At 33.2% G+C, this 25331-nt stretch carries 24 protein-coding genes; 15 read left to right on the top strand and 9 right to left on the bottom strand.

All coding sequences use genetic code 11. The annotated features are described in order from the left end of the window. The first annotated feature begins 128 nt into the window (after window positions 1-128). Genes H3S74_RS09990 through H3S74_RS09980 form a run of 3 tightly spaced genes read left to right on the top strand, consistent with a single transcriptional unit; the run spans window position 129 to window position 2339 of the window. Window positions 129-917 carry a lysine/arginine/ornithine ABC transporter substrate-binding protein gene (locus H3S74_RS09990; protein WP_198220491.1) on the top strand — a complete coding sequence of 263 codons (789 nt, stop codon included), beginning with the start codon at window positions 129-131 and terminating at the stop codon, window positions 915-917. Between the two features lie 3 nt (window positions 918-920). After that, window positions 921-1604 carry an ABC transporter permease gene (locus tag H3S74_RS09985; protein ID WP_110447604.1) on the top strand — a complete coding sequence of 228 codons (684 nt, stop codon included), beginning with the start codon at window positions 921-923 and terminating at the stop codon, window positions 1602-1604. Window positions 1605-1616: 12 nt separating this feature from the next. Then, the gene (locus tag H3S74_RS09980; RefSeq protein ID WP_198247796.1) at window positions 1617-2339 is read left to right on the top strand and encodes an ABC transporter permease; all 723 of its coding nucleotides are present in this window, start codon (window positions 1617-1619) and stop codon (window positions 2337-2339) included. 48 nt (window positions 2340-2387) lie between these two features. On the opposite strand, the gene H3S74_RS09975 is transcribed toward H3S74_RS09980, so the two are convergent. Beyond that, complete coding sequence (locus H3S74_RS09975; protein WP_110447606.1) at window positions 2388-2762, bottom strand: hypothetical protein; 375 nt, start codon at window positions 2760-2762, stop codon at window positions 2388-2390. A 50-nt stretch (window positions 2763-2812) separates the two neighbouring features. Next, the gene (lexA, locus tag H3S74_RS09970; RefSeq protein WP_110447607.1) at window positions 2813-3439 is read right to left on the bottom strand and encodes a transcriptional repressor LexA; all 627 of its coding nucleotides are present in this window, start codon (window positions 3437-3439) and stop codon (window positions 2813-2815) included. Between the two features lie 347 nt (window positions 3440-3786). Here lexA and coaE point away from each other — a divergent pair, with 347 nt between their 5' ends. Genes coaE through tsaD form a run of 4 tightly spaced genes read left to right on the top strand, consistent with a single transcriptional unit; the run spans window position 3787 to window position 6402 of the window. Next, the gene (gene coaE / locus H3S74_RS09965) at window positions 3787-4401 is read left to right on the top strand and encodes a dephospho-CoA kinase (protein ID WP_198247795.1); all 615 of its coding nucleotides are present in this window, start codon (window positions 3787-3789) and stop codon (window positions 4399-4401) included. Then, a complete protein-coding gene (gene zapD, locus H3S74_RS09960; RefSeq protein ID WP_198247794.1) occupies window positions 4394-5131 on the top strand; it encodes a cell division protein ZapD in 738 nt (245 codons plus the stop codon). Before coaE ends, zapD begins: the two co-directional genes overlap by 8 nt. Window positions 5132-5155: 24 nt before the next feature. After that, window positions 5156-5374 carry a DNA gyrase inhibitor YacG gene (gene yacG, locus H3S74_RS09955; RefSeq protein ID WP_198247793.1) on the top strand — a complete coding sequence of 73 codons (219 nt, stop codon included), beginning with the start codon at window positions 5156-5158 and terminating at the stop codon, window positions 5372-5374. Beyond that, entirely contained in the window at window positions 5374-6402 is a 1029-nt protein-coding gene (gene tsaD / locus H3S74_RS09950; RefSeq protein WP_110447611.1) for a tRNA (adenosine(37)-N6)-threonylcarbamoyltransferase complex transferase subunit TsaD, read from the top strand. Before yacG ends, tsaD begins: the two co-directional genes overlap by 1 nt. Window positions 6403-6475: 73 nt before the next feature. On the opposite strand, the gene H3S74_RS09945 is transcribed toward tsaD, so the two are convergent. Next, complete coding sequence (locus tag H3S74_RS09945) at window positions 6476-6802, bottom strand: DUF4282 domain-containing protein (protein WP_110447612.1); 327 nt, start codon at window positions 6800-6802, stop codon at window positions 6476-6478. Window positions 6803-6926: 124 nt separating this feature from the next. Here H3S74_RS09945 and ycaO point away from each other — a divergent pair, with 124 nt between their 5' ends. Both ycaO and H3S74_RS09935 read left to right on the top strand, forming a co-directional pair. Beyond that, window positions 6927-8690 (top strand): 30S ribosomal protein S12 methylthiotransferase accessory factor YcaO, encoded by a 1764-nt coding sequence (ycaO, locus tag H3S74_RS09940; RefSeq protein ID WP_198247792.1) that lies wholly within the window; start codon window positions 6927-6929, stop codon window positions 8688-8690. A gap of 362 nt (window positions 8691-9052) precedes the next feature. After that, the gene (locus H3S74_RS09935) at window positions 9053-10009 is read left to right on the top strand and encodes a carbohydrate kinase family protein (RefSeq protein WP_198247791.1); all 957 of its coding nucleotides are present in this window, start codon (window positions 9053-9055) and stop codon (window positions 10007-10009) included. Window positions 10010-10497: 488 nt separating this feature from the next. Here the strand turns inward: H3S74_RS09935 and H3S74_RS09930 are convergent, their stop codons facing one another. Then, complete coding sequence (locus H3S74_RS09930; RefSeq protein ID WP_198247790.1) at window positions 10498-11328, bottom strand: shikimate 5-dehydrogenase; 831 nt, start codon at window positions 11326-11328, stop codon at window positions 10498-10500. Window positions 11329-11400: 72 nt separating this feature from the next. Here H3S74_RS09930 and H3S74_RS09925 point away from each other — a divergent pair, with 72 nt between their 5' ends. The 6 genes from H3S74_RS09925 to tkt all read left to right on the top strand — a co-directional run bounded on the left by H3S74_RS09925 (window position 11401) and on the right by tkt (window position 18498). Further along, on the top strand, window positions 11401-11742 hold the full coding sequence (locus tag H3S74_RS09925; RefSeq protein ID WP_198247789.1) for a nitrous oxide-stimulated promoter family protein: 342 nt from the start codon (window positions 11401-11403) through the stop codon (window positions 11740-11742). Between the two features lie 235 nt (window positions 11743-11977). Continuing rightward, on the top strand, window positions 11978-12217 hold the full coding sequence (locus tag H3S74_RS09920; RefSeq protein ID WP_110447616.1) for a FeoA family protein: 240 nt from the start codon (window positions 11978-11980) through the stop codon (window positions 12215-12217). Next, window positions 12214-14541 (top strand): Fe(2+) transporter permease subunit FeoB, encoded by a 2328-nt coding sequence (gene feoB, locus H3S74_RS09915; protein ID WP_198247788.1) that lies wholly within the window; start codon window positions 12214-12216, stop codon window positions 14539-14541. The genes H3S74_RS09920 and feoB overlap by 4 nt, the downstream gene beginning before the upstream one ends. A 31-nt stretch (window positions 14542-14572) precedes the next feature. Then, complete coding sequence (locus tag H3S74_RS09910) at window positions 14573-14809, top strand: FeoC-like transcriptional regulator (protein WP_110447618.1); 237 nt, start codon at window positions 14573-14575, stop codon at window positions 14807-14809. Between the two features lie 617 nt (window positions 14810-15426). Next, window positions 15427-16377, top strand: a complete 951-nt coding sequence (tal, locus tag H3S74_RS09905; protein WP_198247787.1) for a transaldolase — start codon at window positions 15427-15429, stop codon at window positions 16375-16377. A 114-nt stretch (window positions 16378-16491) separates the two neighbouring features. Then, complete coding sequence (gene tkt, locus H3S74_RS09900) at window positions 16492-18498, top strand: transketolase (protein WP_198247807.1); 2007 nt, start codon at window positions 16492-16494, stop codon at window positions 18496-18498. Between the two features lie 81 nt (window positions 18499-18579). Here tkt and H3S74_RS09895 read toward each other — a convergent pair whose 3' ends face one another. From H3S74_RS09895 to H3S74_RS09875, 5 genes are all read right to left on the bottom strand, one after another. After that, complete coding sequence (locus H3S74_RS09895; RefSeq protein ID WP_198247786.1) at window positions 18580-20154, bottom strand: phosphoethanolamine transferase; 1575 nt, start codon at window positions 20152-20154, stop codon at window positions 18580-18582. 208 nt (window positions 20155-20362) lie between these two features. Further along, window positions 20363-21751, bottom strand: coding sequence for an MATE family efflux transporter (locus H3S74_RS09890; protein ID WP_198247785.1), 1389 nt, complete (start codon window positions 21749-21751; stop codon window positions 20363-20365). A 9-nt stretch (window positions 21752-21760) separates the two neighbouring features. Next, entirely contained in the window at window positions 21761-23083 is a 1323-nt protein-coding gene (gene rimO, locus H3S74_RS09885) for a 30S ribosomal protein S12 methylthiotransferase RimO (protein ID WP_110447622.1), read from the bottom strand. Between the two features lie 544 nt (window positions 23084-23627). After that, on the bottom strand, window positions 23628-24209 hold the full coding sequence (locus tag H3S74_RS09880; protein ID WP_198247784.1) for a hypothetical protein: 582 nt from the start codon (window positions 24207-24209) through the stop codon (window positions 23628-23630). Window positions 24210-24393: 184 nt separating this feature from the next. Further along, a complete protein-coding gene (locus tag H3S74_RS09875) occupies window positions 24394-25314 on the bottom strand; it encodes an ABC transporter substrate-binding protein (RefSeq protein WP_198247783.1) in 921 nt (306 codons plus the stop codon). Window positions 25315-25331 lie beyond the last annotated feature (17 nt).

The raw sequence follows: 25331 nt of genomic DNA, 5'->3' as shown, positions 1-25331 counted from the left end.
TTAAGTTAACTGGTTTTAATTATAATCACGGCATAAGCAAATCAGATAGGCTGATAATTTTTTTTTATTATAAATTAATTTAAGAAAACGTTATATTATGCCTTCAAAAATCATTATGGGATGAAAACATGAAAAACTTATTTAAAGTGATATCGGCGTTAGCATTGTTAAGTTGTGCCTGTCTGAGTGATGCTAAATTACCAGAATCAATCAAAATTGGTTCGGATACATCTTATGCTCCATTTGATTTTATAGATAAAAATGGTGAAATTACAGGTTTTAATATTGAAATTACCAAAGCACTTTGTGAAAAAGCTAATATTAAGTGTGAATTTCAATCGACTGATTTCGATGCATTAATTCCTTCTTTATTGTCACGTAAAATAGATATGATTTCATCATCATTAATGATGACTGAAAAACGCAAAAAACAAATTGCTTTTTCAGATGAAATTTTTCTTACCAATTCTCGATTAATTACTAAACAAGGTGCTAATTTATTACCAAATGTTGAGTCATTAAAAGGCAAAAGAGTAGGCGTTGAACAAGGTACTTCACAGGAACACTTTGTTAATGACAAATGGCGTCCAAATGGCGTTATCATTGTGCCATATCAAAATCAATTACAGGTATTCTCAGATTTAGTAGCAGGTCGTTTAGATGCCGCATTACAAGATGAGGTCACGGGAAGTTATGCATTTTTAAAACAACCACAAGGAAAAGATTTCGCTTTTGCCGGAGAAATTTTAAGCGATAAAGGTTATTTTGATGTTGGTGTCGGTTTAGGATTCCGTAAAAAAGATGATGAACTGCGTGAAGCTTTCAATAAAGCACTAGTTGAAATTTTAAATGACGGTACTTATCAAAAAATAAATGACAAATATTTTGACTTTAACGTTTATAGTAATAAAAAATAGTTCATGCAAGGTTATCGTTCTCTAATATTACAAGGTGCCTTGATCACTATTGAATTAGCGATTTTTTCGCTAATTCTTGCCATTATTATTGGCGTTATTTGTGCACTTGGTAAATTATCAAAAAGGTCAGTATTACGACTAGCTTGTCAGGCTTATACATCATTGATTCGCGGTGTGCCGGATTTGGTTTTAATGATGTTGATCTTTTTTGGCCTTCAATTTTTATTAAATAACATTACCGATTTTTTTGATGTAGATATGTTGGAAATTGATCCATTTGTGGCAGGTATTATTACGTTAGGTTTTATTTATGGTGCCTATTTTACTGAGACGTTTCGTGGTGCATTTCAAGCTGTTCCAAAAACATTAATTGACGCAGCAACTGCATTAGGTATGAATAAATGCCACACCTTTATATATGTCAGGTTCCCATTAATGATGCGTTTTGCTTTACCTGGCATTGCTAATAATTGGTTAGTGATTTTAAAAGCAACAGCATTAGTATCATTATTGGGATTGTTTGACCTTGTTAAAGCCACTAAAACAGCTGGTGAAGCAACATATCAACCACTATTTTTTGCACTTATAGCTGGCGCTTTTTATCTATTTTTCACCTCTATTTCAAATATTATTCTATGGTGGCTTGAAAAGCATTATTCCACCGGTATCACTAAAGCTAAATTATAAACGAGCAATGTTATGTTAGAAATCCTTCAAGATTATTGGAAAGCTTTATTATGGTCAGATGGCTATCATATTACTGGATTAGCAATGACCTTGTGGATCTTGATTTTATCCGTATCTTTAGGAGGATTATTTGCATTAGTGTTAGCGGTAGGCCGTAATTCAAAACATTTTTTTATAAAATGGCCTATTTGGCTATTTACTTATGTTTTTCGTGGAACGCCATTATATGTACAGTTATTAATTATCTACACGGGTATATATACATTAAGTTTTGTTAATCAACATCAATCTTTAAATGACTTTTTCCAAAGTGGATTAAATTGTACTATTTTAGCCTTTACTTTAAATACTTGTGCTTATACTACAGAGATATTTGCTGGTGCTATTCGCAACGTTCCTAATGGTGAAATTGAAGCTGCTACGGCACTTGGTTTTAATCGTTGCCAATTATATCGATACATTATTTTACCCAGAGCCTTCCGAATTGCATTACCAGCTTATAGTAATGAAGTCATTTTTATGTTGCATTCGACAGCTTTAGCTTTTACTGTGACAGTTCAAGATTTGATGAAAATCGCACGTGATATCTATGCCGAAACTTATCAACCTTTCCATGCTTTTGGTATTGCGGCGGTGATATATTTATGTGTAAGTTTTGTTTTGATTTTTGGTTTTAGACAACTTGAAAAACATTACTTGCTTTATATGAATATTAGTGGGTCAAAGATTTGTTAAAATAGTAACAGGCAATATTCAATATTGCCTGAAGATATATGAATAAAATTAATTAATTAAATTATCAGCAGGAATTCCATTATCATTGCTATCATGATCTTTTGAACCTGGTAATGCGCGAGTACGATCAATAGGTAAATAACTACCATTTGTTGTTTCGATTTGACATTCACTCCAAAAGATTGAGTATTTTGTATTTGCATGCATACTTTCGCCACGGAAATAACAACGGGCTGCATTATATAAATCGCCCCGGCAAAGTATAGCAATTAATAACCAAACGCCAACAACGCTCCATGCAACCCATTTCAAATTATGCCATAAGAAAGACCAAAAACCTTTTTTACTGAAATGGCAATAAGCAAAAATTAATAGTATAACGCCAACAAATCCCAAAAATTCATACAACCAAAATAGCCACATATGGTTAACTCCTAAGCAACAGTACTTAGTATTCTATACTATCTTTAAATTTACATCCACGAACCATTGCGAATAATACCAACAGCAATACCTTCAATAGCAAAACTTTGTTGTTCTAAGTCGACATCAATTGGCGCAAACTCCGCATTTTCAGCTAATAATTTAACGTGACGACCTTTTTGCGATAATCTTTTAACAGTTACTTCATCATCGATTCGCGCAACAACAACTTGGCCATTTTTAACGTGTTGAGTTTTGTGAACGGCAAGTAAATCACCATCTAAAATACCAATATCTTTCATTGACATACCCTCAACTCTTAATAAAAAATCGGCTTGAGGTTTAAATAAACTTGGCGATACTTGATAATGACTTTCGATATGTTCTTGCGCTAAAATTGGCGATCCGGCTGCGACCTTACCAATTAGCGGTAAACCTTCAAGTTCATTGGGATCATCAGGTTGTTCTAATAATAAACGAATTCCACGTGATGAACCGGCAATCATTTCAATAGCTCCTTTTTTAGCTAAAGCTTTAAGATGTTCTTCAGCTGCGTTAGCTGAACGAAATCCTAATTTTTGGGCAATTTCTGCTCGCGTTGGTGGCATTCCGGTAGTTTGAATGTTTTCTTTAATCAAATCATAAATTTGTTGTTGTCGTTCGGTTAATGGTCTCATGGCAAATTCCTGTTTTTATATACAGATACATGTGATTATATACAGCTAAAAAAACAAAACAACTGTTTTATCTATTTTTTTTTAGAATAATGGATAAAAATGGTAACTAAAGTGAGATTTTCGATCTAAATCACATAATAGTATGGAAAATTTTCATAAAACTATTTAAAAAAACAATTTTATGCTACAAACAATCTATCTATCTATCTATCTAGCTAGCTAACTAACTAACAAAGTAATTCTTAGCGTAAATTTAATGGCTAATTTAGCAATTTATTGCCATGTATTCTGTTTAATAGTTGTATGATATAATTGTTATTAAGATGATTCTTTATTGGAAGTAGTGTATGTCTTATATTGTTGCACTTAGTGGTGGCATTGCCAGTGGTAAAAGTACCATTGCCAATCTATTTGCGCAATTAGGTGTACCAATTATTGACGCTGATGTGATTGCTCGTAAAGTTGTTGCTGCAGGCTCCTTTGCACTAACACAGATTGTAAAACATTTTAGTCATGAGATCTTGTTAGAAAATGGAGCGTTAGATCGAAGTCAATTAAGAGAAATTATTTTCAATAATGATCATGAACGGTTATGGTTGAACAATTTATTGCATCCGATTATTGCACAAGAAACCCAACAACAGATTGCAAAACAAACAGCTCCTTATATTATTTGGGTTGTACCATTATTAATTGAAAATAATCTACATCAATTAGCTGATCGGGTGTTAATAATTGATACCCCAGAGACGTTACAACTAGAGCGCTTAATCGATCGTGATAAAATAAGTGAGTCATTAGCCAAGAGAATGATTGATTCACAAGTTTCATTAAGTGATCGTTTAGCATTTGCAGATGATATTATTGTTAATGAAGGTAATTTGGCGTCATTAAAAATGCAAATAGATGATTTACATGAAAAATATTTGCATAACTCTAAAATTAAGAATAGCTATGAATAACATTGTTTTTGAACATCCATTAAATGAAAAAATGCGTACTTGGTTACGGCTTGAATTTTTACTTAATCAATTAAACATGCATCATCGTTTCGAGCAAAATAATGCTTTATTGTTTTTTCATGCTTTATCTGAATTACTCGAAATTATTGAACGAAATGATGTTAAAGGGGATTTAATTAAAGAGATTGAATCGCAAAAGCAAAAATTACTTTCTTGGATTGATATTGATGGTGTTGATAAAGAATTGCTTGGTGACATGATTAACAAATATGAACTGTTTTTAACTAAATTTAATTCAAGTTTACGTTTAGGACAGCCGCTTAAAGATGATCGATTTATCATGGCAATTCGTCAGCGTTTGATGATTCCCGGTGGATGTTGTAGTTTTGATTTACCATCTTTCCATTTGTGGTTAAATCAACCGCAAGAAAAACGTAATATGCAAGTTGATAACTGGTTGCAGCATATTACAATACTAGATGAAACGTTAAAAGCATGTTTACAGTTTATTAGGCAACTAGGTGAATTTAAAACTTTTATCTGTACCAATAATTTTTTTCAAGAAACTAATGGTGATGTAAATTTGATTCGAATTCGTGTTGCTTTCGAGAAAAATGTTTACCCACAAGTTTCTGGTCATATGTCCCGTTATAGTATTCGTTTTTTACCCCTTTATGCTGGCGATAATAGTAATATTGATGCAATTGAATTTGAACTTGCTTGTTGTTAGCCCAATTAATTTAAGAGTGTTTAGATGAATAAAAATACTGTTACTATCGTAAAGTGTCCAACCTGTCAAAGAAAAGTTGAATGGTCTGAAAAGAGTTTATATCGACCATTTTGTAGTAAACGCTGTCAATTAATTGATTTAGGTGATTGGGCTGCCGAAGAGCATCGCATTGCGGATAAGGAACTGAGTGAACAAGATCTTTGGAGTGAAGATGATCTTGCCGATTTAGTGAGTAAACATTAATGAAGATTTTAGGTATTGAAACATCGTGCGATGAAACAGGCATTGCTATTTATGATGATAAGCATGGACTTATTGCCAATCAGCTCTATTCGCAAATTAAATTACATGCTGATTATGGTGGGGTTGTACCAGAACTGGCCTCTCGAGATCATATTCGTAAAACTGTACCATTGATACAAGCTGCACTACAAGAAGCTAATTTGCGTGCAAGTGATATAGACGGTGTGGCGTATACTGCTGGCCCTGGTTTGATTGGTGCTTTAATGGTTGGCGCATCTATTGGACGTTCACTGGCTTATGCATGGGACGTCCCCGCTATTGCTGTGCATCATATGGAAGGTCACTTGTTAGCTCCTATGCTAGAAGATAATCCTCCCGAGTTTCCATTTGTCGCTTTGTTAGTGTCAGGCGGACATACTCAGTTAATTAAAGTAACTGGTATTGGCCAATATCAATTACTGGGTGAATCAATTGATGATGCTGCAGGGGAAGCATTTGATAAAACAGCCAAATTGTTAGGCCTTGATTATCCCGGTGGAGCCAAATTATCGAAATTAGCTGAACTTGGTGATGCAACACGGTTCCGTTTTCCTCGACCGATGACGGATAGACCTGGCTTAGATTTTAGCTTTTCAGGGCTTAAAACTGCTGCCGCAAATACCATTCATCAACAGAGTTGTGGTCAGGATCTTGATGATCAAACCAGAGCCGATATAGCTAAGGCTTTTGAAGATGCTTTAGTTGATACTTTATTAATAAAGTCACGTCGAGCTTTAGATCAAACAGGCTTTAATCGATTGGTTATTGCTGGTGGAGTGAGTGCTAATAAAACTTTACGTCGCCAACTCGCCGAGCTTATGGCTCAACGTAAAGGACAAGTTTATTATCCACGTTTAGAATTTTGTACTGATAATGGTGCGATGATAGCTTATGCTGGAATGATTCATCTTAAAGCATCCCAATTTGTTGATCTAGCTATTGAGGTTAAACCTAGATGGCCACTAAGTGAATTAAACGCGAAAGAATAATATCAAATTAAAAATTAATATTATAGAATTTTATTGTGGGGTAAATTCCCCACAGGTTTTCATAATATAATACTTATTGATTATCTTCAGTTGATTTATCTAAAGCTAGTTTTTCGATATTTCGGTTAATACTGAATAAAACACAAATTAATTCATATCCGATACGGGTGAATATAGAACCACCAATGATGGTTACAAAACCACTTAGTATGCCTAGTAGTGCAGAACCAAAACTATAACGCATTAGTAGAAAACTTGAGAAGATGAGAACTAGGCCTGAAAATACAATAAAAACTAAGCTAATCCAATAAATTACAGTAATAATTTTAGGAGTGAACATTTTATCAAAAAAGAAAAAGTCTTTAAAAGAAAGTCCACTGGTATCTACTATTTTTTTCATTTTATTTCCTTAATTAAGTTTTATTTATTTTATTGCTTTGACTTTGGTCAAAAAACCGATACATTTAATATCAAATAAATCAATAAAGCAACGTTATTTTTAAAAAGGTTTTTAAAATTTCAATATGAAAACATTCATTCCCGGTAAAGATGCAGCACTTGAAGATTCCATTAACTATTTTCAGCAACAATTAGATAAATATGATTTGGCTGTTAAAGAGGCCTCTTGGCTTAATCCAGTACCTAATGTATGGTCGGTACATATTCAAAACACAAAATGTCCACTATGCTTTGCTAATGGCAAAGGAGCGAGTAAAAAAGCTGCATTAGCTTCTGCTTTAGGTGAATATTTTGAGAGACTTTCAACTAACTACTTTTTTTCTGATTTTTATTTAGGAGATAAAGTCGCTAATGGTGAATTTGTTCACTATCCGTCGGAAAAATGGTTTGCAATTCCTGATGATAATAGTTTACCTAAAGGCTTATTGTCACAAAAGTTACTTAATTTTTATGATCCTGACCATGAATTAACGGCAACGGATCTCGTTGATTTACAGTCTAGCAATGGGGAACGAGGTATTTGTGCTTTACCATTTGTTCAACAATCAGATGGCAAAACCATTTATGTACCAGTGAACTTGATTGCTAATCTATATGCATCAAATGGAATGTCAGCAGGAAATACACAAAATGAGGCACGAGTTCAAGCTTTATCTGAAATATTTGAACGTTATACCAAAAATAAAATTATTGCAGAAGCTATTAGCTTGCCACTTATACCCGAAACAGTAATTAATCGTTATCCTACTGTATTAGCGGCTATCGAAACGCTTGAAAAGGAAGGTTTTCCGATATACTGCTTTGATGCTTCTTTAGGTGGCGAATTTCCGGTGATTTGTGTTGTGCTATTTAACCCTCAAAACGGTACATGCTATGCCTCATTCGGTGCTCATCCTAATTTTGGTGTAGCACTTGAACGAACTGTGACTGAATTACTACAAGGTCGAAGTCTTAAAGATCTTGATGTTTTTTCACCGCCAAGTTTTGACAATGACGACGTAGCTGATTTAAGTAATTTAGAAACGCATTTTATTGATTCTAGTGGCTTAATTTCATGGGATCTTTTTAATCAAAAATCGGATTATGAGTTTGTAGATTGGGATTTTTCTGGTACAACCGAGCAAGAATTTGCCAACTTAATGGCGATTTTTGACCGTTATCAAATTGAAGTGTTAATAATGGATTACCAGCATCTTGGGGTTTATGCTTGTCGAATTTTAGCTGTTGGCATGTCAGAAATCTATCCGCCAGAAGATCTGTTAATTGCTAATAATAATATGGTGATCCATCTTCGTGATTTGATTTTATCGCTTCCTTATCAAAAACGTACTAACAAGCAATTACTCGACATTATTGAACTTTTTGATGATGAAGGTTTAGATGATTTTGCTCGAGTTCGTGAATTACTTGGGATTGCCACAGGTAAGGATAATGCATGGTTAACATTGAGAATTGGTGAATTAAAAGCTATGCTGGCATTAGCTGCGCAAGATTTACCGCAAGCTAAATTATGGATAGATTGGACGATTGAAATGAATGAGTCTATCTTTAGTTCTGAACGCAATCATGCCTATCGTTGTTTGCAAACTTTAGTTAATTTTATTATAGAGCGAGGTGCAAACCAATTTGATAATTATCAATCTGCTTTTAGTAAAATGTATGGCAATTCATGTGTAACTGAAATGTGGTTGTATGCAACAGCAAAAAAACAATTTTTTGGGCTAACGGATTTAGATCACTCTGATGTAGATAGCGATAGTTTACTGAATCAATTTACCATGCATAAAAAGCTTTTAGAGGTATATCACAAATTAAATCAAATTATGTAGTAGTAATTATTATTAATCATCAGCAAAGGCTAACCAATAATAGTTATTGCTGATGGTTTCAATAGTTTATATTAAAAAAAATTCATTTAATACTTATCAAATTGAACTAAATAGCATATTATATAAGTGATCTTTAATTAGATCGGTTAGATGAGTAAGTTGTCAAAATTTAGATTTACATATCCAAAAGATCTTTGAGGCATTGTTGTATGATATTAAAGCAGTAAGTTTACTTCCCTTATTGCTTTCTTTTTCTCTCTCAATTAGTAGTAATCAATAGCACAATTACGTTCAACATCGCTAAGTTTATTTATTTTCAATATTTGTTTTTTTTAAATTATATAATTTATTAAGGATAAATGATGACAATACTTACCGTTGGTTTTGCTTGTTTAGATTTATTGTGTTTCACTTCATCTAGTTTGGAACAAAACGGTTCTATTACCTCCGATAATTTTGTCCATTGTGGTGGTGGGTCGTGTGCTAATACGGCATATCTATTAGCTCTATGGGGAGAAGATATTTATCATATTGGTCATCTCAACAATGATCATCATGGCAATCAAATTGAAACAGAACTTGCTAATGTTGGCGTTAATACTCGGCAATTTATTTTTTCGGAGAAAATGATCACGCCATTAGAAGCCATCACCATTGATGAGCAAAGTAATACCTACAGCATTATATCGCATCGTTTGATGCAACCACCTAAATTGACAATAACAGAAAAAGATAAATTAGCTCACTTTATTCGGACCGTCAGTGAAAATAAACACGAGATAGTTATGTTAGCTGATGGCTATGAGGCAGAATTGAGTGAGTACCTAATTGAGCATTTACCCAAAGTCAAAGTGATTATGAGTGTCGATAATCTATCAGCTAATAGTCTGTACTTAGCTCAACAAGCTGATTATTTAATTGTAACAGAACAATTTGCTAGTGCTTTTGTCAAATTAAAAGCTTTCTATAATAGCGAGCAGATCAAAAATGCATTGAAAAAATTACGCAATTTAACTAACGGTAAAATTATTATTCGTATGTATAATAAAGATTGTGTATATCTGGATCATCAACAAGTTGTGATAATCTCTGGCTTTAATAAACAAACTGCTGATAACATTACTGAAAATGATATTTTTCAAGGGGCTTTTACTTATGGTATCAGCTATGGTTGGCCGTTAGCGAAAACGATATTGTTTGCCAATCTAGCAATAGCTGCAGCCAATAATCAGAAAAGAGGGCGTAGTGCAATGCCTAACTTGGTTGACATCAATCTAGCAGGTAAAGATCTTATTAAAGATTTTAAATACTTTTTTTGAGTTATCACTAAAATCATTGATCGCTCAAATTGTTCTATTTAAGCGATTTCTTGACCTCTTAAACGGCTTTTCTTTACTTATTATAAAGGATATTAAGTTTTTATTTTTCTTTTTCTCTTATTTAAGGAAAATCTAAATTTTTTATGCTCGTTTTATTAAGTTTATTTCTTTTGAGCAGAGCGTGTTTACACGAGGCCACTTTATCAATCACTGTTATCATTCTGGTATATTTTCTAAAACTTTTTTCTCTTATAGGCAACTTTTGCCAAAATATTTGTCAAAAATAGCTAATATAAAACGGTCGGCTTATGGCAGCCTTTTATCGTTTAGTTCTAACTGTCTGAAGGTTATTTTCAATATAAACGACAATTTTGTTAAACGTCCTTGTTTAACATGTTAACCAAACCTAGCTGTTAATTTTTTGCATCGTTATTAACTTAGACGTTCCAGTCAATTAAAATCCATTTCAGGACAATTCTATATTGTGATTAAGCTTGTCTGGCGAATTCACCTGCTTGCTGGATCAATTCTTCGCTAGGGGTGACGCCGGTATATAAAATAAATTGCTCAACTGCTTGTAACACGGCAACGTCAGCACCGGAAATAATTTTTTTATTCAAGTTGTTAGCATACTTTATAAGTGGTGTTTCAACAGGTAAGGCAACAACATCGAACACAATATCAGCATGATTAATTATTGTTTCACTAAATGCCAGTTGGTTCGCTTCGCTACCGCCTTGCATACCAATTGGCGTCACATTGATAATCAATTTTGCTTGTTCCGGTGTAATAGTAGATTCATCTTTTTGCCATTGGTAATGATAACGCTCAGCTAAAGCTTCCCCTTTTTGCTGATTTCTGGCACAGACTATGCCATGTTTAAAACCGGCATCGTAAAACGCTCCAATTACAGCATTGGCCATACCACCACTACCTTTTAAAACAAATGGTGTGTTATTACAGATATGATTAGCCTTAATTAGTTTTTCCACAGCAATATAATCAGTGTTGTAGGCCTTCAAATAGTGATCGGTATTAACAATAGTATTAACCGCTTGAATTGATTGTACCGAAACATCTAATTCATCAATAAATTCAATGCACGCTTGTTTATAAGGCATTGAGATAGCACAACCACGAATTGATAATGCTTTAATTCCATTAATAGCATCTTTTAAATTATTGGTTGTAAAAGCTTTATATAGATAATTTAAATCTAATTTTTCATATAAAAAATTGTGAAAACGAGTACCAAAATTACTTGGTCTTGCTGAAAGTGACATACAAACAATAGTATCTTTATTGATAATTCTTGCCATTAACCAAAATCCTTGTGATCATAATAACTAATTCTTTATTCTATCATCTTTTTAACTAGCATATATTTGATTATGGTTGCAAACAATACTGGTCCGAAAATAACTCAAGAAAAAGTTACCGTAGAAGTGATGATACACCTATATTGTCACCAAAAACACCATACTCCTAAAAAACAACTATGTGCTGAATGTAGTGATCTCTTACAATACGCCATGCAACGCTTAACAATGTGCCGATTTGGTGAAAAGAAAACCACCTGCGAAAAATGTCCAAAACATTGTTATCGCAAAGATTATAAACAGAAAATTAAAGAAGTAATGCGTTATGCAGGGCCAAGAATGATGCTCCATCATCCAATCATGGCGGTTAAACATTTGTATAAAAATTTTAAAACCATTTTGAAGGTATTTTAACAAAAGCATTTTTTCACAATTAAAAAAGTTGAGGAGAGGGGTTTTTGGCTTATTTTTATCACTTATTTTTTTGATTTCATCAATATTACATTCGTTTTTTCCTATCGATGCAATAATTTTCACTTATTTTAGATGTTTTTTGCAATTTGCTCGCAGTTAAATGCTATAAATGCGAATGATTATCTTTTAAAATACTGTCATTTTTAAAATACAACCTTATTTGATAGGAAGTATAATGTCTGCATTTACGCTTGATCACCTTTCTCAAGGACGTGAAGCTGTTATTAAACGTCTATTACCTGACTCTTTACCTTTTCGTCAAAAGCTTTTAGCTATGGGAATGACGCCCGGATGTAAGTTGACTGTGATGCAAATCGCTCCATTAGGTGATCCAATTGAAATTAATTTGCGTGGTTTTCTATTGTGTTTACGCCGTCGTGAAGCGGCTGCAATTGAAGTTGAGATGGTCGTATGAAAATTGCATTAGTCGGTAATCCCAATTGTGGCAAAACGACATTATTTAATTTATTAACTGGTTCAAAACAGCGTGTAGGTAATTGGCCAGGGGTAACCGTTGAGCACAAATCTGGTTCGTTTGCTTATCAAAAGAACCACTATGATATTGTTGATTTACCGGGAACTTACTCTGTTGAGCCAGATCCAATCGGTATTGCTCAAGATGAATTTATTACTCGGCAGTTTCTATTAGCTGATAACAATAGCTTGATAATTAATGTTATTGATGCAACAAATTTACAACGCAGTTTATATTTAACATTTCAGTTAATTGATATGCAAGTACCTATGATAATTGTGCTTAATATGGTTGATGCACTTAAAGCTATGGGAGAAAGATTAAATATCGATAAATTAACCAAAGCTTTAGGTTGTCCGGTTATTGCGATTTCGTCTACGCGAAAAACTGGATTATCAAAATTTTATCAGCAAATTGAAGCTAGCACATCGAATTTAAAGATTGCAATGCCAACCATTGATACGTTAAGTAGTGATGCACAAGCTGTATTTAACCGATATTTAGGTGAATTGCCTGCAACCAGTCGGATACAACAATTTAATCGTTGGCAGTTAATTGAAGCCTTGCTTAATGGGGCAAATGAATCTTTGGATTTTTTAGAAAACGAAAAGTTAGCTGCTTGTCGTTGTTTATTGTCTATCAATTTCGATAATCAGATTGACGTAGCACTTGCAAGTGCACGTTATGATACGATTGATACGCTTTGCAAGATGGTGATTGATAAGCCTAGAGAAGCCAATATTAATCTTACTGAAAAATTGGATAAATTAGCTTTAGGGCGTTTTACTGGTATTCCATTCTTTTTACTCGCAATGTATAGCATGTTTTTTATTGCGATTAATTTTGGTTCAGTTTTTGTCGATTTTTTTGAAGGGGTTTTTAGTACCATTTTTGTTAATGGCTTTACTTATCTCTTAAATATGCTAGATACACCAACTTGGTTAACGGTTATTTTAGCTGATGGGGTTGGTAATGGCATCACCACGGTATCGACTTTTATACCGGTTATTGCGGCGATGTTTTTTGTGCTATCTTTTTTGGAAGATTCAGGTTATTTAGCGCGAGCAGCAATGATTGTTGATCGTTTTATGCGATGCATTGGTTTACCCGGTAAAGCGTTTGTACCCATGTTAATGGGGTTTGGTTGTGGAGTACCCGCAATTATGGCAACGAGGACACTTGATAGCCCTCGTGATCGTATTTTATCAATTTGTTTAATTCCGTTTATGTCTTGCAGTGCTCGATTACCCATTTATGCTTTGTTTGCTGTAATATTTTTTCCTAATCATGGATCGATTATTGTCTTTATGCTTTATTTGCTGGGTATTTTAGTAGCTATGCTAACGGGATTTATATTAAAAAGTACTCTGTTACAAGGTGAATTAACGCCATTTATTATGGAAATGCCCGTTTATCGTCTTCCGACATTACGGAGTATGTTGAGAATAACTTTTCAACGTTTGAAAAGCTTTGTTTTACGAGCAGGAAAAGCTATTGTCGTTATGGTAACCGTGCTTAGCTTCTTTAATTCCTTAGGAACTGATGGTTCATTTGGGAATGAAAATTCAAATCACTCTGTGTTATCAGTTATGGGACAAAAAGTTACTCCTGTATTTACACCTATGGGAATTGACAAGCAAAATTGGCCTGCAACAGTAGGTATTTTTACCGGGATTTTTGCTAAAGAGTCCGTTGTGGCAACTTTAAATTCACTCTATTCAATGGATCATCAAACGGAACAACCAGCGCAATTTTGTTTTTATAATGGCATCAAGTCAGCGTTAGAAACCATTCCAGATCGTTTTATTGATTTAACTAACGCAATCGCTGATCCGCTAGGTCTATCAAGTATTAATCAAGATGAAAACAGTCTACAAAATGAATTGTTTGTCGACTCAACTACGGTATCGAAAATAAGTAATTCATTTGTTACATCATCTTCAGCTATTGCCTATCTTATTTTCGTGTTGCTTTATACACCTTGTGCAGCAGCATTAGGCACAATCTATCGTGAAACAGGGCTAAAATGGATGATATTTGTTGCTATTTGGACCTTTGTTATAGGTTGGTTGTCTGCAACGATTTATTACCAATTTAGTTTATTAGGCCAATCTTCATGCGCGCCTTATTGGTTGATAGCTATTGGAGGATTTATTACTTTCATTTTTATCATTATGCGTAAAATCGGTCGTTTACCTTGCTTTAATCAATATTACTTACCAAAACCACGATCTCACAAAAACCAATCAGCTTGTTGTGAATAAAATTAGTGGTTAATGTTAAATATTGAATAATATGTTAATTACTGCAATTCGTGATTATATTCAGTTACAAGGACGAGCTAATCTACAAGATGTGGCTCGTCACTTTCGTTTGTCTACCAGCGCTGTTGAACCTATGCTAAATTTTTGGGTTAAAAAAGGGTTAATAAAATTAATTAAACGTGATTTATTAACTTGTGCAGGTAAACAGTGTTCAACGTGTATAAGTTGTAATTTAGACGCTTATGCAAGCTATGTATGGATTGAGTAGAATAGCTTATACAATCAATTGATGGCTAAAATTAATTTGATTGTATCAAAAGTATTAGTATCTAACCTTTGATAAATTCCAGCCAAATTATTTTAATTTTTTGCTTTTTTTAGCGTTGAATCCACTTTTTTATCCGCCATTAAAAATTAAATTATCTTTAATTTGCTATTTTTTTGCGACTTATGTCACAAAATTAAATTTATTTGTATCTCAAAATTACAAATGATATTAATATGAACTTATGTTCATTTTGGTGAAAAAAAAGAAAAATATAAAACCGATAAAAGTAATAAAAAGATATCCTTGGTTTGAATTTAATTAAAAAATTTACTAACTATTGAATTAGATAATTAGATAATTAGATAAATATTAAGAGTCAACTTGTTACATTAATTACTTGTTGATTTTGATGTGCTAAAAAGTTAGTTAATGTTTATGGAATAAAAATATTTTTTGTTTTTATCGATAGCTTATTCAGATCAAATTGTCGTTTTATAGTTTTTGTTCATTTTTAGCCAAAAAGACCTTAACCGAAACGACGAAACCTTGTCGTTTTATTACTTAATAAATGTTATTATAACCGTGTTTAAAAAACATGTAGTAGAGGAATTAGATGTATGAGTCAATTAGATGAATTCAAAAAATTAACTGTAGTTGTTGCTGATACTGGTGATATCGATTCGATTAAACAGTTTTCTCCTGAAGATGCAACAACTAATCCATCGCTTGTTTTAAAAGCTGCTCAACTTCCTCAATATCGTTATTTAATTGATTCTGCTATTGAAACAGCTAAAAAACTAGGTGGTAGTAAAGCTGAGCAATTGGTTAATGCCTGTGACCAAGTAGCGGTAAACATAGGCGCTGAAATTTTAAAATCTATTCCGGGACGAATCTCAACTGAAGTTGATGCAAGATTATCATTTGATACCCAAGCTTGTATTGAAAAAGCTCGTCGAATTGTTGAACTTTATAAACAAAAAGGCATTGATAAATCAAAAATTCTGATTAAAATCGCTTCTACTTGGGAAGGTATTAAAGCTGCTGAAGTTTTAGAAAAAGAAGGGATTAACTGTAATTTAACTTTATTGTTTTCTTTCGCTCAAGCGCGTGCTTGTGCCGAGATTAATGCCTTTTTAATTTCCCCATTTGTTGGTCGTATTTATGATTGGTATCAAGCTAAGAAACCTATTGATCCTTATATTGCTGACCAAGATCCAGGTGTAGTTTCAGTACGTAATATCTATAACTATTATAAACAACATGGTTATAAGACTATTGTCATGGGGGCTAGTTTTAGACAAGTTGATCAAATTTTAGCATTGGCTGGTTGTGATCGTTTAACTATTTCCCCTAATTTATTGTCTGAGATGCAAAAATCAAGTGCCCCAGTAGTGCGTAAATTAGATCCAAATCAAACCTTAGTTGAGCGTCCTACATTAATGACTGAAGCTGAGTTTAGATGGCAGCATAATAGTGATGCAATGGCCGTTGAAAAATTAGCTGAAGGCATCCGTGCATTTGCTGTCGATCAGGGTAAACTAGAAGATATGATCGGAGCACTACTTTAATTAATAGAATAGGGGAATATATTCCCCTTTTTGTTTTGTTACGAAAGCGTTTTATTTGTCTACTATTTGTAGACAATCAATGAATATTTAAAATATATTTTGGAGAATATGAACATGAATGTAACCACACTATCCCACCGCGAACTAGCCAATGCGATAAGAGCATTAAGCATGGATGGCGTGCAAAAAGCGAAATCAGGCCATCCAGGTGCGCCGATGGGGATGGCAGACATGGCTGAAGTCCTTTGGCGAGGATTTTTAAAACACAATCCTACCAATCCTAATTGGGCTGATCGGGATAGATTTGTATTATCAAATGGTCATGCATCAATGTTAATTTATAGCTTATTACATTTGACTGGTTATAACGTAACGCTCGATGACATAAAAAACTTTCGTCAATTAAATGCTAAAACCGCAGGTCATCCTGAATTTGGACATCTTCCGGGCATTGAAACAACAACAGGTCCATTAGGTCAAGGTATTGCTAATGCTGTCGGTATGGCTATTGCTGAAAGAACATTAGCAGCTCAATTTAACAAACCTGCACATACCATTGTTGATCACCATACTTATGTATTTATGGGTGATGGTTGTATGATGGAAGGGATTTCCCATGAAGTATGTTCATTAGCTGGTACACTTAAATTAGGCAAATTAATTGCTTTTTATGATGATAATGGTATTTCAATTGATGGTGAAATTGAAGGTTGGTTTACCGACGATACCGCTAAACGTTTTGAAGCATATGGCTGGCATGTTATTCGTGGTATTGATGGCCATGATGCTAAGGCATTAGCTGAGGCTATTGAGCAAGCACAAGCGGTAACTGATAAACCATCATTATTAATGTGTAAGACTGTTATTGGTTTTGGTTCTCCAAATAAAGCTGGAAGTCATGATTGCCATGGTGCACCACTTGGTGATGCTGAAATAGAAGCAACTCGTAAAGCTTTAGGTTGGTCATATCCTGCATTTGAAATTCCAAAAGATTATTATGATGCATGGGATGCAAAAGCTACTGGTAAACAACGTGAAGATGAGTGGAATGCTCGCTTTGATGCATATGCAAAAGCTTATCCAGAATTAGCAAAAGAATTCAAACGTCGTATGGATGGTGATTTACCAAATAATTGGCAACAAGTTGCTAAAGATTTTGTTAATAAGCTACAAGCAAATCCAGCAACAATTGCTACCCGTAAAGCTTCGCAAAATGCCATTGAAGCTTTTGCGCCTGTGTTAACTGAATTTTTAGGTGGTTCAGCTGACTTAGCACCAAGTAATTTAACTATGTGGTCAGGCTCTAAAGAGATTTTAGCTAATCCAGATGGTAACTACATTCATTATGGTGTCCGCGAATTTGGTATGTCTGCAATCATGAATGGTATTTCTTTACATGGTGGCTTTATTCCTTATGGTGCAACTTTCTTGATGTTTATGGAGTATGCGCGTAACGCAGTCCGTATGGCCGCTTTAATGAAAATTCGTTCTTTATTTGTCTACACGCATGACTCAATTGGTTTAGGTGAAGATGGTCCAACTCACCAACCTGTTGAGCAGATGGCAAGCTTACGTGTTACTCCAAATGTTAGTACTTGGCGTCCTTGTGATCAAGTTGAATCAGCTATTGCTTGGCAATATGCTGTTGAACGTAAAGACGGTCCAACTGCGTTGATTTTCTCTAGACAAAATCTTAAACAACAAGAACGTACCGAACAACAATTAGCCAATGTTTATCGTGGTGGCTACATTTTAAATGATTGTAATGGCACTCCTGAACTTATTTTAATTGCCACTGGTTCTGAAGTCGAACTAGCAGTTGAGGCTTATCATAAACTTACTGAAGCAGGTAAAAAAGTACGTGTTGTTTCAATGCCATCAACCGATGCATTTGATAAACAAGATCAAGCTTATAAAGAATCAGTATTACCATCATCTGTAACGGCTCGCTTAGCTATTGAAGCAGGTATTAGTGACTTCTGGTATAAATATGTTGGCCTAAACGGTAAAATTATCGGTATGACAAGCTTCGGTGAATCTGGCCCAGCCGAACAATTATTTGCTAAATTCGGCTTTACAGTTGAAAACGTTCTAGAACAAGCAAATAGTTTATTAAAATAATAAAGTTATTTTAATAGTAAAAAGCCACCTTATTGGTGGCTTTTTTAATCTAATCAAATTAAAAGGCTATAATTTGAATTATTAATCATTAAATGGATTTGGATCTTTTTTAAGATTATCAAATGGATATAACTTATTTCTCCAATCTTTAATTTGAATGTCTTTTTGTTCTGGTATATCAATTAAATTGTAGTGCATATAATCGCTTTGGACATTCAATTTAATCCCCATCCAATGGCTTAATAAATAAACAAATTGATAACCAGAGATCTGTTTATTTATCTTTATTTGAGCTGTTTGTGGCGAATTAAAAAATATCAATGGAACTTGATAGCTATTTTGGTATTCCCAGTTATGTCGTAAATCTTGATATTTTTCCGTATGAGATAGGCCATGGTCTGCAAAGTATACTACAGAATAATCTTGATTATGTTTTTTTAAGATATTTATAGCAGATTTAATAAAATCATCAGTTTCTTTAATACTGCTGGCATAGCAAGATAAATTTTTATTATTGAGATCGAATTGGGGCTCAAATTGTAATCTCTTACAGAAATGTGGGTGAGAACCAATTAAATGCATAACAATGAGTCTAGGTTTATCTTGTTTTTCAGATAATAAAGAATCTAATTGTGGTAAAAGTAAAGTATCGTATTTGCCACGCGAGGATTTACCATTATATTCTCCTTTTTTAGTATAGAAAATATTCTTAGCATAAGCAGTAATCCGAGGTACGGTTATTTCCATTCGTCCTAATTTACCTTGATTAGATAACCAGTAAGTTTCGAATCCAGCATCATTAGCAATAGTGATAATGTTATTATTTAGTTGAGCACTGACTTCATCATTATCTAAATAACTAGATTGACTAATTAAATGTGGTATTGATGATTGGGTATTCGATGCTGGGGCAATTAATCCATCCCAAATTATTGAAGCATTTTCTTTAGTAAAAGGTGTATTATCATATTTGAATCCATAAGCACTCATATAATCTTTACGAACACTTTCACCAATGATAATAACGTAGGTTTTATGCTTAGGATCAACTGAAACTATCGGTATTGTATTAGTTTTTTGAATTTGATTAAGTTGTTCTTGTTTCTCTGTTAAATAAATATTAGCACTTTCGTATAAATCAATAGCAAATTCAAAAATTGGATATTTAAAATTATCTAAGATTGTTGAGGTGACCGAAGTAACTGTGTTGGGTTGATATTTGATAATAGCTTTAATTGGTCGATATAAACAGATTAATAATGCAACAGCTATAATGTAGTAATTTTTTATTTTAGGAAACTTTATCTTTCTGAAAACAATTACAAAAATTATGATTAAGATTAATGGAATTAAATAGCAATAGAATGGTAATTGCGTACAGAACTCTTGAATTTCATCAATGTCAGTTTCAGAAATAGCACTAATGACGGCAACATTTGGTGAGCCATAATAAAATCCAATTGGGAAATAAAGTGCGGCTATAATAAATAATAGTCCAAATAAATAACGAAAAAATGTAAATCTAGCAAAAAAAATTAGTGAAAAATAAGTAAGGAGTATTCTATCAAATCTTTGAGGATAACCTAATAAATAAACTAATAATACGGAAAGGAAAATGCAGACAAGATGTGATATAAATAAATTATTTTTGAACATTAAAAATCAAATCCATTCTAAAACTATTTGTTAAAAATTCGTTAAATTATATAGCCTATCAAATTTTAAGCAACTTATATCCTTTCATTTTTGATAATTATCAAATTAAGATAACATATAGCTTAGGCGTCGTTATTAATTATTTCTAATAGACTTTTACCAAACTAACTATAATTAATAGTTAGTTTGGTGATATTATAAGGTTTAATTATCTGGATGCTCGTTTTAATATTATTTCTGTTGGTTGCTTTTGTAGATAAACCATTCTCGCAATTAACAGAAATGCAGCAACAGCAAGTCCTAATATAATCCCTATCCAAAATCCAGCAGCACCAATTGGCTGCATTACCAGATCTGTTAAGCCTAGAATATAACCAACTGGTAATCCAACAACCCAATAAGACAATAAAGTAATAAAAAAGATGCTTTTTGTATCTTTGTAACCACGTAATACATTACTTGCCACTACTTGTAAATAATCTGAAGCTTGGTAAATAGCTAATAGGATGATGAGTTGTAGACAAATAGCTATAACCGCAGCCTCCTTAGTAAATATTGTAATAATAGGTGTTCTAAATACCACTAAAATTAGTGCTACAATAACAGCAATGACTAACGATATGAGCAAACTGATGAAAGCTGTTTGTTTAGCTAAACTTGGTTTTCCTTTTCCTAACAGATAACCGACGCGAATACTGGTTGCCACACCAAGAGATAATGGAATTGCAAATGTTAAGCTACTAATGGTAAAAATAATTTGATGTGCAGCCACCGTTATTTGTCCGAGAGGGGCAATAAGTAAAGCAACGACAGCAAATAAGCTCATTTCAAAAAAGTAAGCAAGGGCTAGAGGTGTCCCTAACACTACTATTTTTTTGATAATGGAAAAGTCAACAAGCTTTGTTAATGGTGTTTTACGAATATCTCGTTGGCTAGCAGTAGTTAAAGTATATAAACGGATTAAAATGAACATTAACCAGAAAATTATTGCTGCAGTAATGCCACAACCAACACCACCAAACGCAGGTAAGCCTAATTTGCCATAAATCAAAATATAGTTAATTGGAATATTAGCTAGTAAAGCAATGAATATAATCACCATGGCAGGTTTTGTGTTAGATAAACCTTCACATTGATTGCGGTAAACTAAAAATAGTAGAAATGCAGGTACTCCCCACATAATTGCACGTAAAAAAGAGACGGCAACTTCGACCATTTCTGGATCAATCGGGTTATCATTAGAGCTTCTTAAACTAATTATTTTATCTGAATGATAGAGAATTAACATTATGATCACCGATAAAATTAATGCGATCACCACACCTTGCCGTGTATGATCGGCAACTTGCTCACGTTTAGCTGCACCATTTAAGTTTGATATAATAGGGGTTAATACAGTCAATAGCCCTTGACCAAATAAAACTGTAGGTAACCAAATGGATACTGCAATAGCAACACCTGATAAGGCTGTTTTACTGTAATTGCCAGCCATAATTGTATCAACAAACGTTATTGCTGTTTGTGATATTTGGGCAATCATGACAGGAATAGCTAAGGTGATTAAATTATTAATTTCACTTCGATAATGTAATTTCATTGATTGTATTTACTGTTGTACAGTTCCCCATAAATCGTATTCATCTGAATGTTCAATATTGACTTGAACAATATCACCAACTTTAACAGCTTTTTCTTCATTTAGATAGACAACGCCATCTATTTCTGGTGCATCAGCCATACTCCGTCCAATTGCACCTTCATCATCCACTTCATCGATAAGCACAGACAATGTTTTACCAATTTTGTTTTGTAGCTTACAGGTTGAAATTGTCTGTTGTAATTGCATAAAACGATCGAAGCGTTCTTGTTTTATATGTTCAGGTATTTGGTCGGCTAATTGATTAGCTGCAGCACCTTCAACTGGGCTATATGGGAAACAACCGACACGATCTAACTGTGCTTGAGAAAGAAAATCAAGCAGTAATTCAAAATCTTGTTCGGTTTCACCTGGATAACCGACGATAAAAGTTGAACGTAGGGTGATTTCTGGACAAATATCTCGCCACTTATGAATTCTTTCAAGTGTTCTTTCAATTGTACCTGGTCGCTTCATTGATTTTAATACTGTAGGGCTAGCGTGTTGTAATGGTACATCTAAATAAGGTAAGATTTTGCCATCAGCCATTAATGGAATTAAATTATCCACACTAGGGTAAGGATACATATAATGTAGACGTACCCAAATACCAAGACTAGATAATTGTTCACAAAGGGTATGAATATCGGTTTTTAACGGCATACCATTCCAAAAATTGGTTCGGTTTTTTATATCAATACCATAAGCCGATGTATCTTGAGCTATAACTAATAGTTCTTTTACTCCTCCATCAACCAAACGTTTTGCTTCATCAAGCACATTACCAATCGGTCGACTGATCATTTCGCCACGTAATGAAGGGATAATACAGAATGAACAACTATGGTTGCAGCCTTCTGATATTTTCAAATAAGCATAATGTTTTGGTGTTAGTTTTACGCCTTGTTCGGGCACTAAACTAATAAATGGATTATAGGAAGGTTTTGGCGCATATTTATTAACATGTTCAAGTACAGCTTCATAACTGTGTGGTCCTGATATTTCAAGTACTTTAGGATGCACATCACGGATTTGATCTTCTTTAGCACCAAGACAACCAGTCACAATAACTTTACCATTTTCATTTAGTGCTTCGCCAATGGCTTCTAATGATTCTTGTACCGCACTATCAATAAAACCACAGGTGTTAACAATTACTAAATCTGCATTATCATAGCTAGGTACAACTTGATAACCCTGTGTACGTAATTCAGTTAAAATTCGCTCAGAGTCAACTAAATTTTTAGGACAACCAAGACTCACAAATCCAATAGTAGGGGATGATGTATTCATAATATTTATAATAATTTAAAATTAATTGAGGTATTTATCGAGAATTTAAAAGTTTGTCAATTTAGATTATGACAACAGGCGGGCATTTTAACATATTTAATTTGAACCAAATAAAAAATTTTAGCGAGTTATTATCTGAATTAATATAATTTCTTATGGCATGTATTATGACACGCCATCTTTCGCAAATAAGTTGAAGTGTATCCGTAATAAAGGATACTTCAATATCATCTGTAATTTAATCTTATTGGTTGATTATGTGTAACCGATAATATCGATAAACCGTATTTGTCGGTTTACTAATATTAATTTCCTTTGCATCTATTCTTTCCTTTCAATATTCAATTAATACATTATTTTTATAAGCTCTATATTATTGAGCTACTTTATCTAACAAGATTTGACTTATTGTTTAATTATTTTTATTTTCAATATGTTAGATGAATATGAGGTAACTTATTAACTTAGTTTTTAATTCTAATTAATATCAATTAAAAATATCCTCTCTAACCATATCAAATTAAGAGTTATTAAAACTGTTTTATTAAAGCCCTTCATAAATTTTACTTTCTTCTTGTATGTCTTCATTCCCATAATATTCGAAGAAAAGATCGGATTCATATATAATTTTCAATTTACCTTCTGCATGGCTATTTCCTTCTAGCAGTAAACTAATACCAGATTGTTTGAAGTTAGAAAAATAGACGCCACAACCTTGATATCCTAAACATTGATAAAATTCGTCACTTTCTCTATATACTTTTAGGCCGATTTCTTCAAGAGATTCCGCTTTGCCATATTTTTTTGTTAATGCTTCTTTATATTTAAAATATGCATTTTTACCTTCAACTCCATAGGGATCTCTTGTAATTTCCTCACTTAATACTACTTTTATCAAACCTAATTGCTTATGAGCTAATAACTTATATGAAGTAAAATTAGGTAACGTTATAGGAGGGTTAGGTAGTTCATATATGATCAAATCATTTTGTTCAATTATTTCTTTTGCTTTATATTTTGAAACAATGTCCGATATTGGTGCCCCCCATGTTAAACCTATTGGAGCATCCGCACGCGCGTGAACCATAAAAGGAAATAATACTGCAACTAACAATAGTTTTTTCATTAATGTTTACTCACCTTATATTAAATTGGCGTGTAATAATAAACAATAAAAAACATTTATCAATCATTTGATAGGGAGTATGTGAAATATTCTGAGGAAGGGCAAGGCAAAGCTATTAATTAAAAAACCCTTATAATGATAAGGGCTTTTGTGAAAGGAAGTTAATTTATCATAAAAAATCAAATTATTTTAATGCATTAATTACTTCATCAATTTGACGATCTAAACTTTCAGCTCCACCACCTGATAAATACCAAAGATCTGGTGTTAAATAAACCACTTCAGTTTTGCTCTTTGCTAATACTTTTGCATTGAAGAAGTCATCTTTCATCGCAGACTGACCAATTGCTTTACTGCGGTCTACAACATAAATAATGTCTGGTTTGACTTTACTAATGTAACTATTATCAATAAAAGTTGGTTTTGGTTTTCCAATACCATTGGTTGGTTGTGGCGCTAATGGCACTGCGCGTTTTACATGTAACACATCGTGAATTAATGCTGCGCTAGAGCTTGCATTGATAAGGATCATTTTACCGTCATTGTGAATAGCTACAATTGCTTTTTTATTACTTGCTTGAGCAACAGATTGTGCATTGTTAACTTTGGCATCTAGTGATTGAATCAGATTGTTAGCTGTTTCTTCAGTACCAGTGATATTTGCTAATACATTGATATGATTTTTGGTTGATTCAAGATAGTTTTTGGCATCAACGCTTAAATTAATGACTGGAGCAATTTTAGTGAATTCTTCCGTATGGCTTGCTTGTCGGCCGTCAATGATAATTAATTGCGGTTTAGCTTGTTTGATTGCATCAATATTTGGTTCTTTCATATTACCTGTATCAGTAATATTTGCATTTTTATATTGTTGCAGATAAGCCGGAAGAACAGAAAGCGGTGTTGCTGTTACAATTGATCCTTTACCTAAAGCATCTAATGTATCTAAGGCTCCATAATTCATCACCACAATTTTATTTGGTGATTTAGGTACAACAACTGATTGTTTATTGTCAGGATTTACTGTAATTGACGATTGACAACCAGTCAAACCTAACATTAACGCTGCTAAGCTACTTAATAATAGTTTTTTCTTAGTATTCATAATTAGTTCCTATATGT

The organism is Gilliamella sp. W8126 (assembly GCF_016102185.1).
GTDB classification, from domain to species: Bacteria; Pseudomonadota; Gammaproteobacteria; order Enterobacterales; family Orbaceae; genus Gilliamella; species Gilliamella apis_A.
The sequence above is the reverse complement of the archived record's forward strand: the minus strand, read 5'-3'. Positions and strand labels throughout refer to the sequence as shown.

Coding starts and splice junctions, on each gene's coding strand:
- H3S74_RS09990 (WP_198220491.1), top strand. CDS start 129: ATGAAAAACTTATTTAAAGTGATATCGGCGTTAGCATTGTTAAGTTGT.
- H3S74_RS09985 (WP_110447604.1), top strand. CDS start 921: ATGCAAGGTTATCGTTCTCTAATATTACAAGGTGCCTTGATCACTATT.
- H3S74_RS09980 (WP_198247796.1), top strand. CDS start 1,617: ATGTTAGAAATCCTTCAAGATTATTGGAAAGCTTTATTATGGTCAGAT.
- H3S74_RS09975 (WP_110447606.1), bottom strand. CDS start 2,762: ATGTGGCTATTTTGGTTGTATGAATTTTTGGGATTTGTTGGCGTTATA.
- lexA (WP_110447607.1), bottom strand. CDS start 3,439: ATGAGACCATTAACCGAACGACAACAACAAATTTATGATTTGATTAAA.
- coaE (WP_198247795.1), top strand. CDS start 3,787: ATGTCTTATATTGTTGCACTTAGTGGTGGCATTGCCAGTGGTAAAAGT.
- zapD (WP_198247794.1), top strand. CDS start 4,394: ATGAATAACATTGTTTTTGAACATCCATTAAATGAAAAAATGCGTACT.
- yacG (WP_198247793.1), top strand. CDS start 5,156: ATGAATAAAAATACTGTTACTATCGTAAAGTGTCCAACCTGTCAAAGA.
- tsaD (WP_110447611.1), top strand. CDS start 5,374: ATGAAGATTTTAGGTATTGAAACATCGTGCGATGAAACAGGCATTGCT.
- H3S74_RS09945 (WP_110447612.1), bottom strand. CDS start 6,802: ATGAAAAAAATAGTAGATACCAGTGGACTTTCTTTTAAAGACTTTTTC.
- ycaO (WP_198247792.1), top strand. CDS start 6,927: ATGAAAACATTCATTCCCGGTAAAGATGCAGCACTTGAAGATTCCATT.
- H3S74_RS09935 (WP_198247791.1), top strand. CDS start 9,053: ATGACAATACTTACCGTTGGTTTTGCTTGTTTAGATTTATTGTGTTTC.
- H3S74_RS09930 (WP_198247790.1), bottom strand. CDS start 11,328: ATGGCAAGAATTATCAATAAAGATACTATTGTTTGTATGTCACTTTCA.
- H3S74_RS09925 (WP_198247789.1), top strand. CDS start 11,401: ATGGTTGCAAACAATACTGGTCCGAAAATAACTCAAGAAAAAGTTACC.
- H3S74_RS09920 (WP_110447616.1), top strand. CDS start 11,978: ATGTCTGCATTTACGCTTGATCACCTTTCTCAAGGACGTGAAGCTGTT.
- feoB (WP_198247788.1), top strand. CDS start 12,214: ATGAAAATTGCATTAGTCGGTAATCCCAATTGTGGCAAAACGACATTA.
- H3S74_RS09910 (WP_110447618.1), top strand. CDS start 14,573: ATGTTAATTACTGCAATTCGTGATTATATTCAGTTACAAGGACGAGCT.
- tal (WP_198247787.1), top strand. CDS start 15,427: ATGAGTCAATTAGATGAATTCAAAAAATTAACTGTAGTTGTTGCTGAT.
- tkt (WP_198247807.1), top strand. CDS start 16,492: ATGAATGTAACCACACTATCCCACCGCGAACTAGCCAATGCGATAAGA.
- H3S74_RS09895 (WP_198247786.1), bottom strand. CDS start 20,154: ATGTTCAAAAATAATTTATTTATATCACATCTTGTCTGCATTTTCCTT.
- H3S74_RS09890 (WP_198247785.1), bottom strand. CDS start 21,751: ATGAAATTACATTATCGAAGTGAAATTAATAATTTAATCACCTTAGCT.
- rimO (WP_110447622.1), bottom strand. CDS start 23,083: ATGAATACATCATCCCCTACTATTGGATTTGTGAGTCTTGGTTGTCCT.
- H3S74_RS09880 (WP_198247784.1), bottom strand. CDS start 24,209: ATGAAAAAACTATTGTTAGTTGCAGTATTATTTCCTTTTATGGTTCAC.
- H3S74_RS09875 (WP_198247783.1), bottom strand. CDS start 25,314: ATGAATACTAAGAAAAAACTATTATTAAGTAGCTTAGCAGCGTTAATG.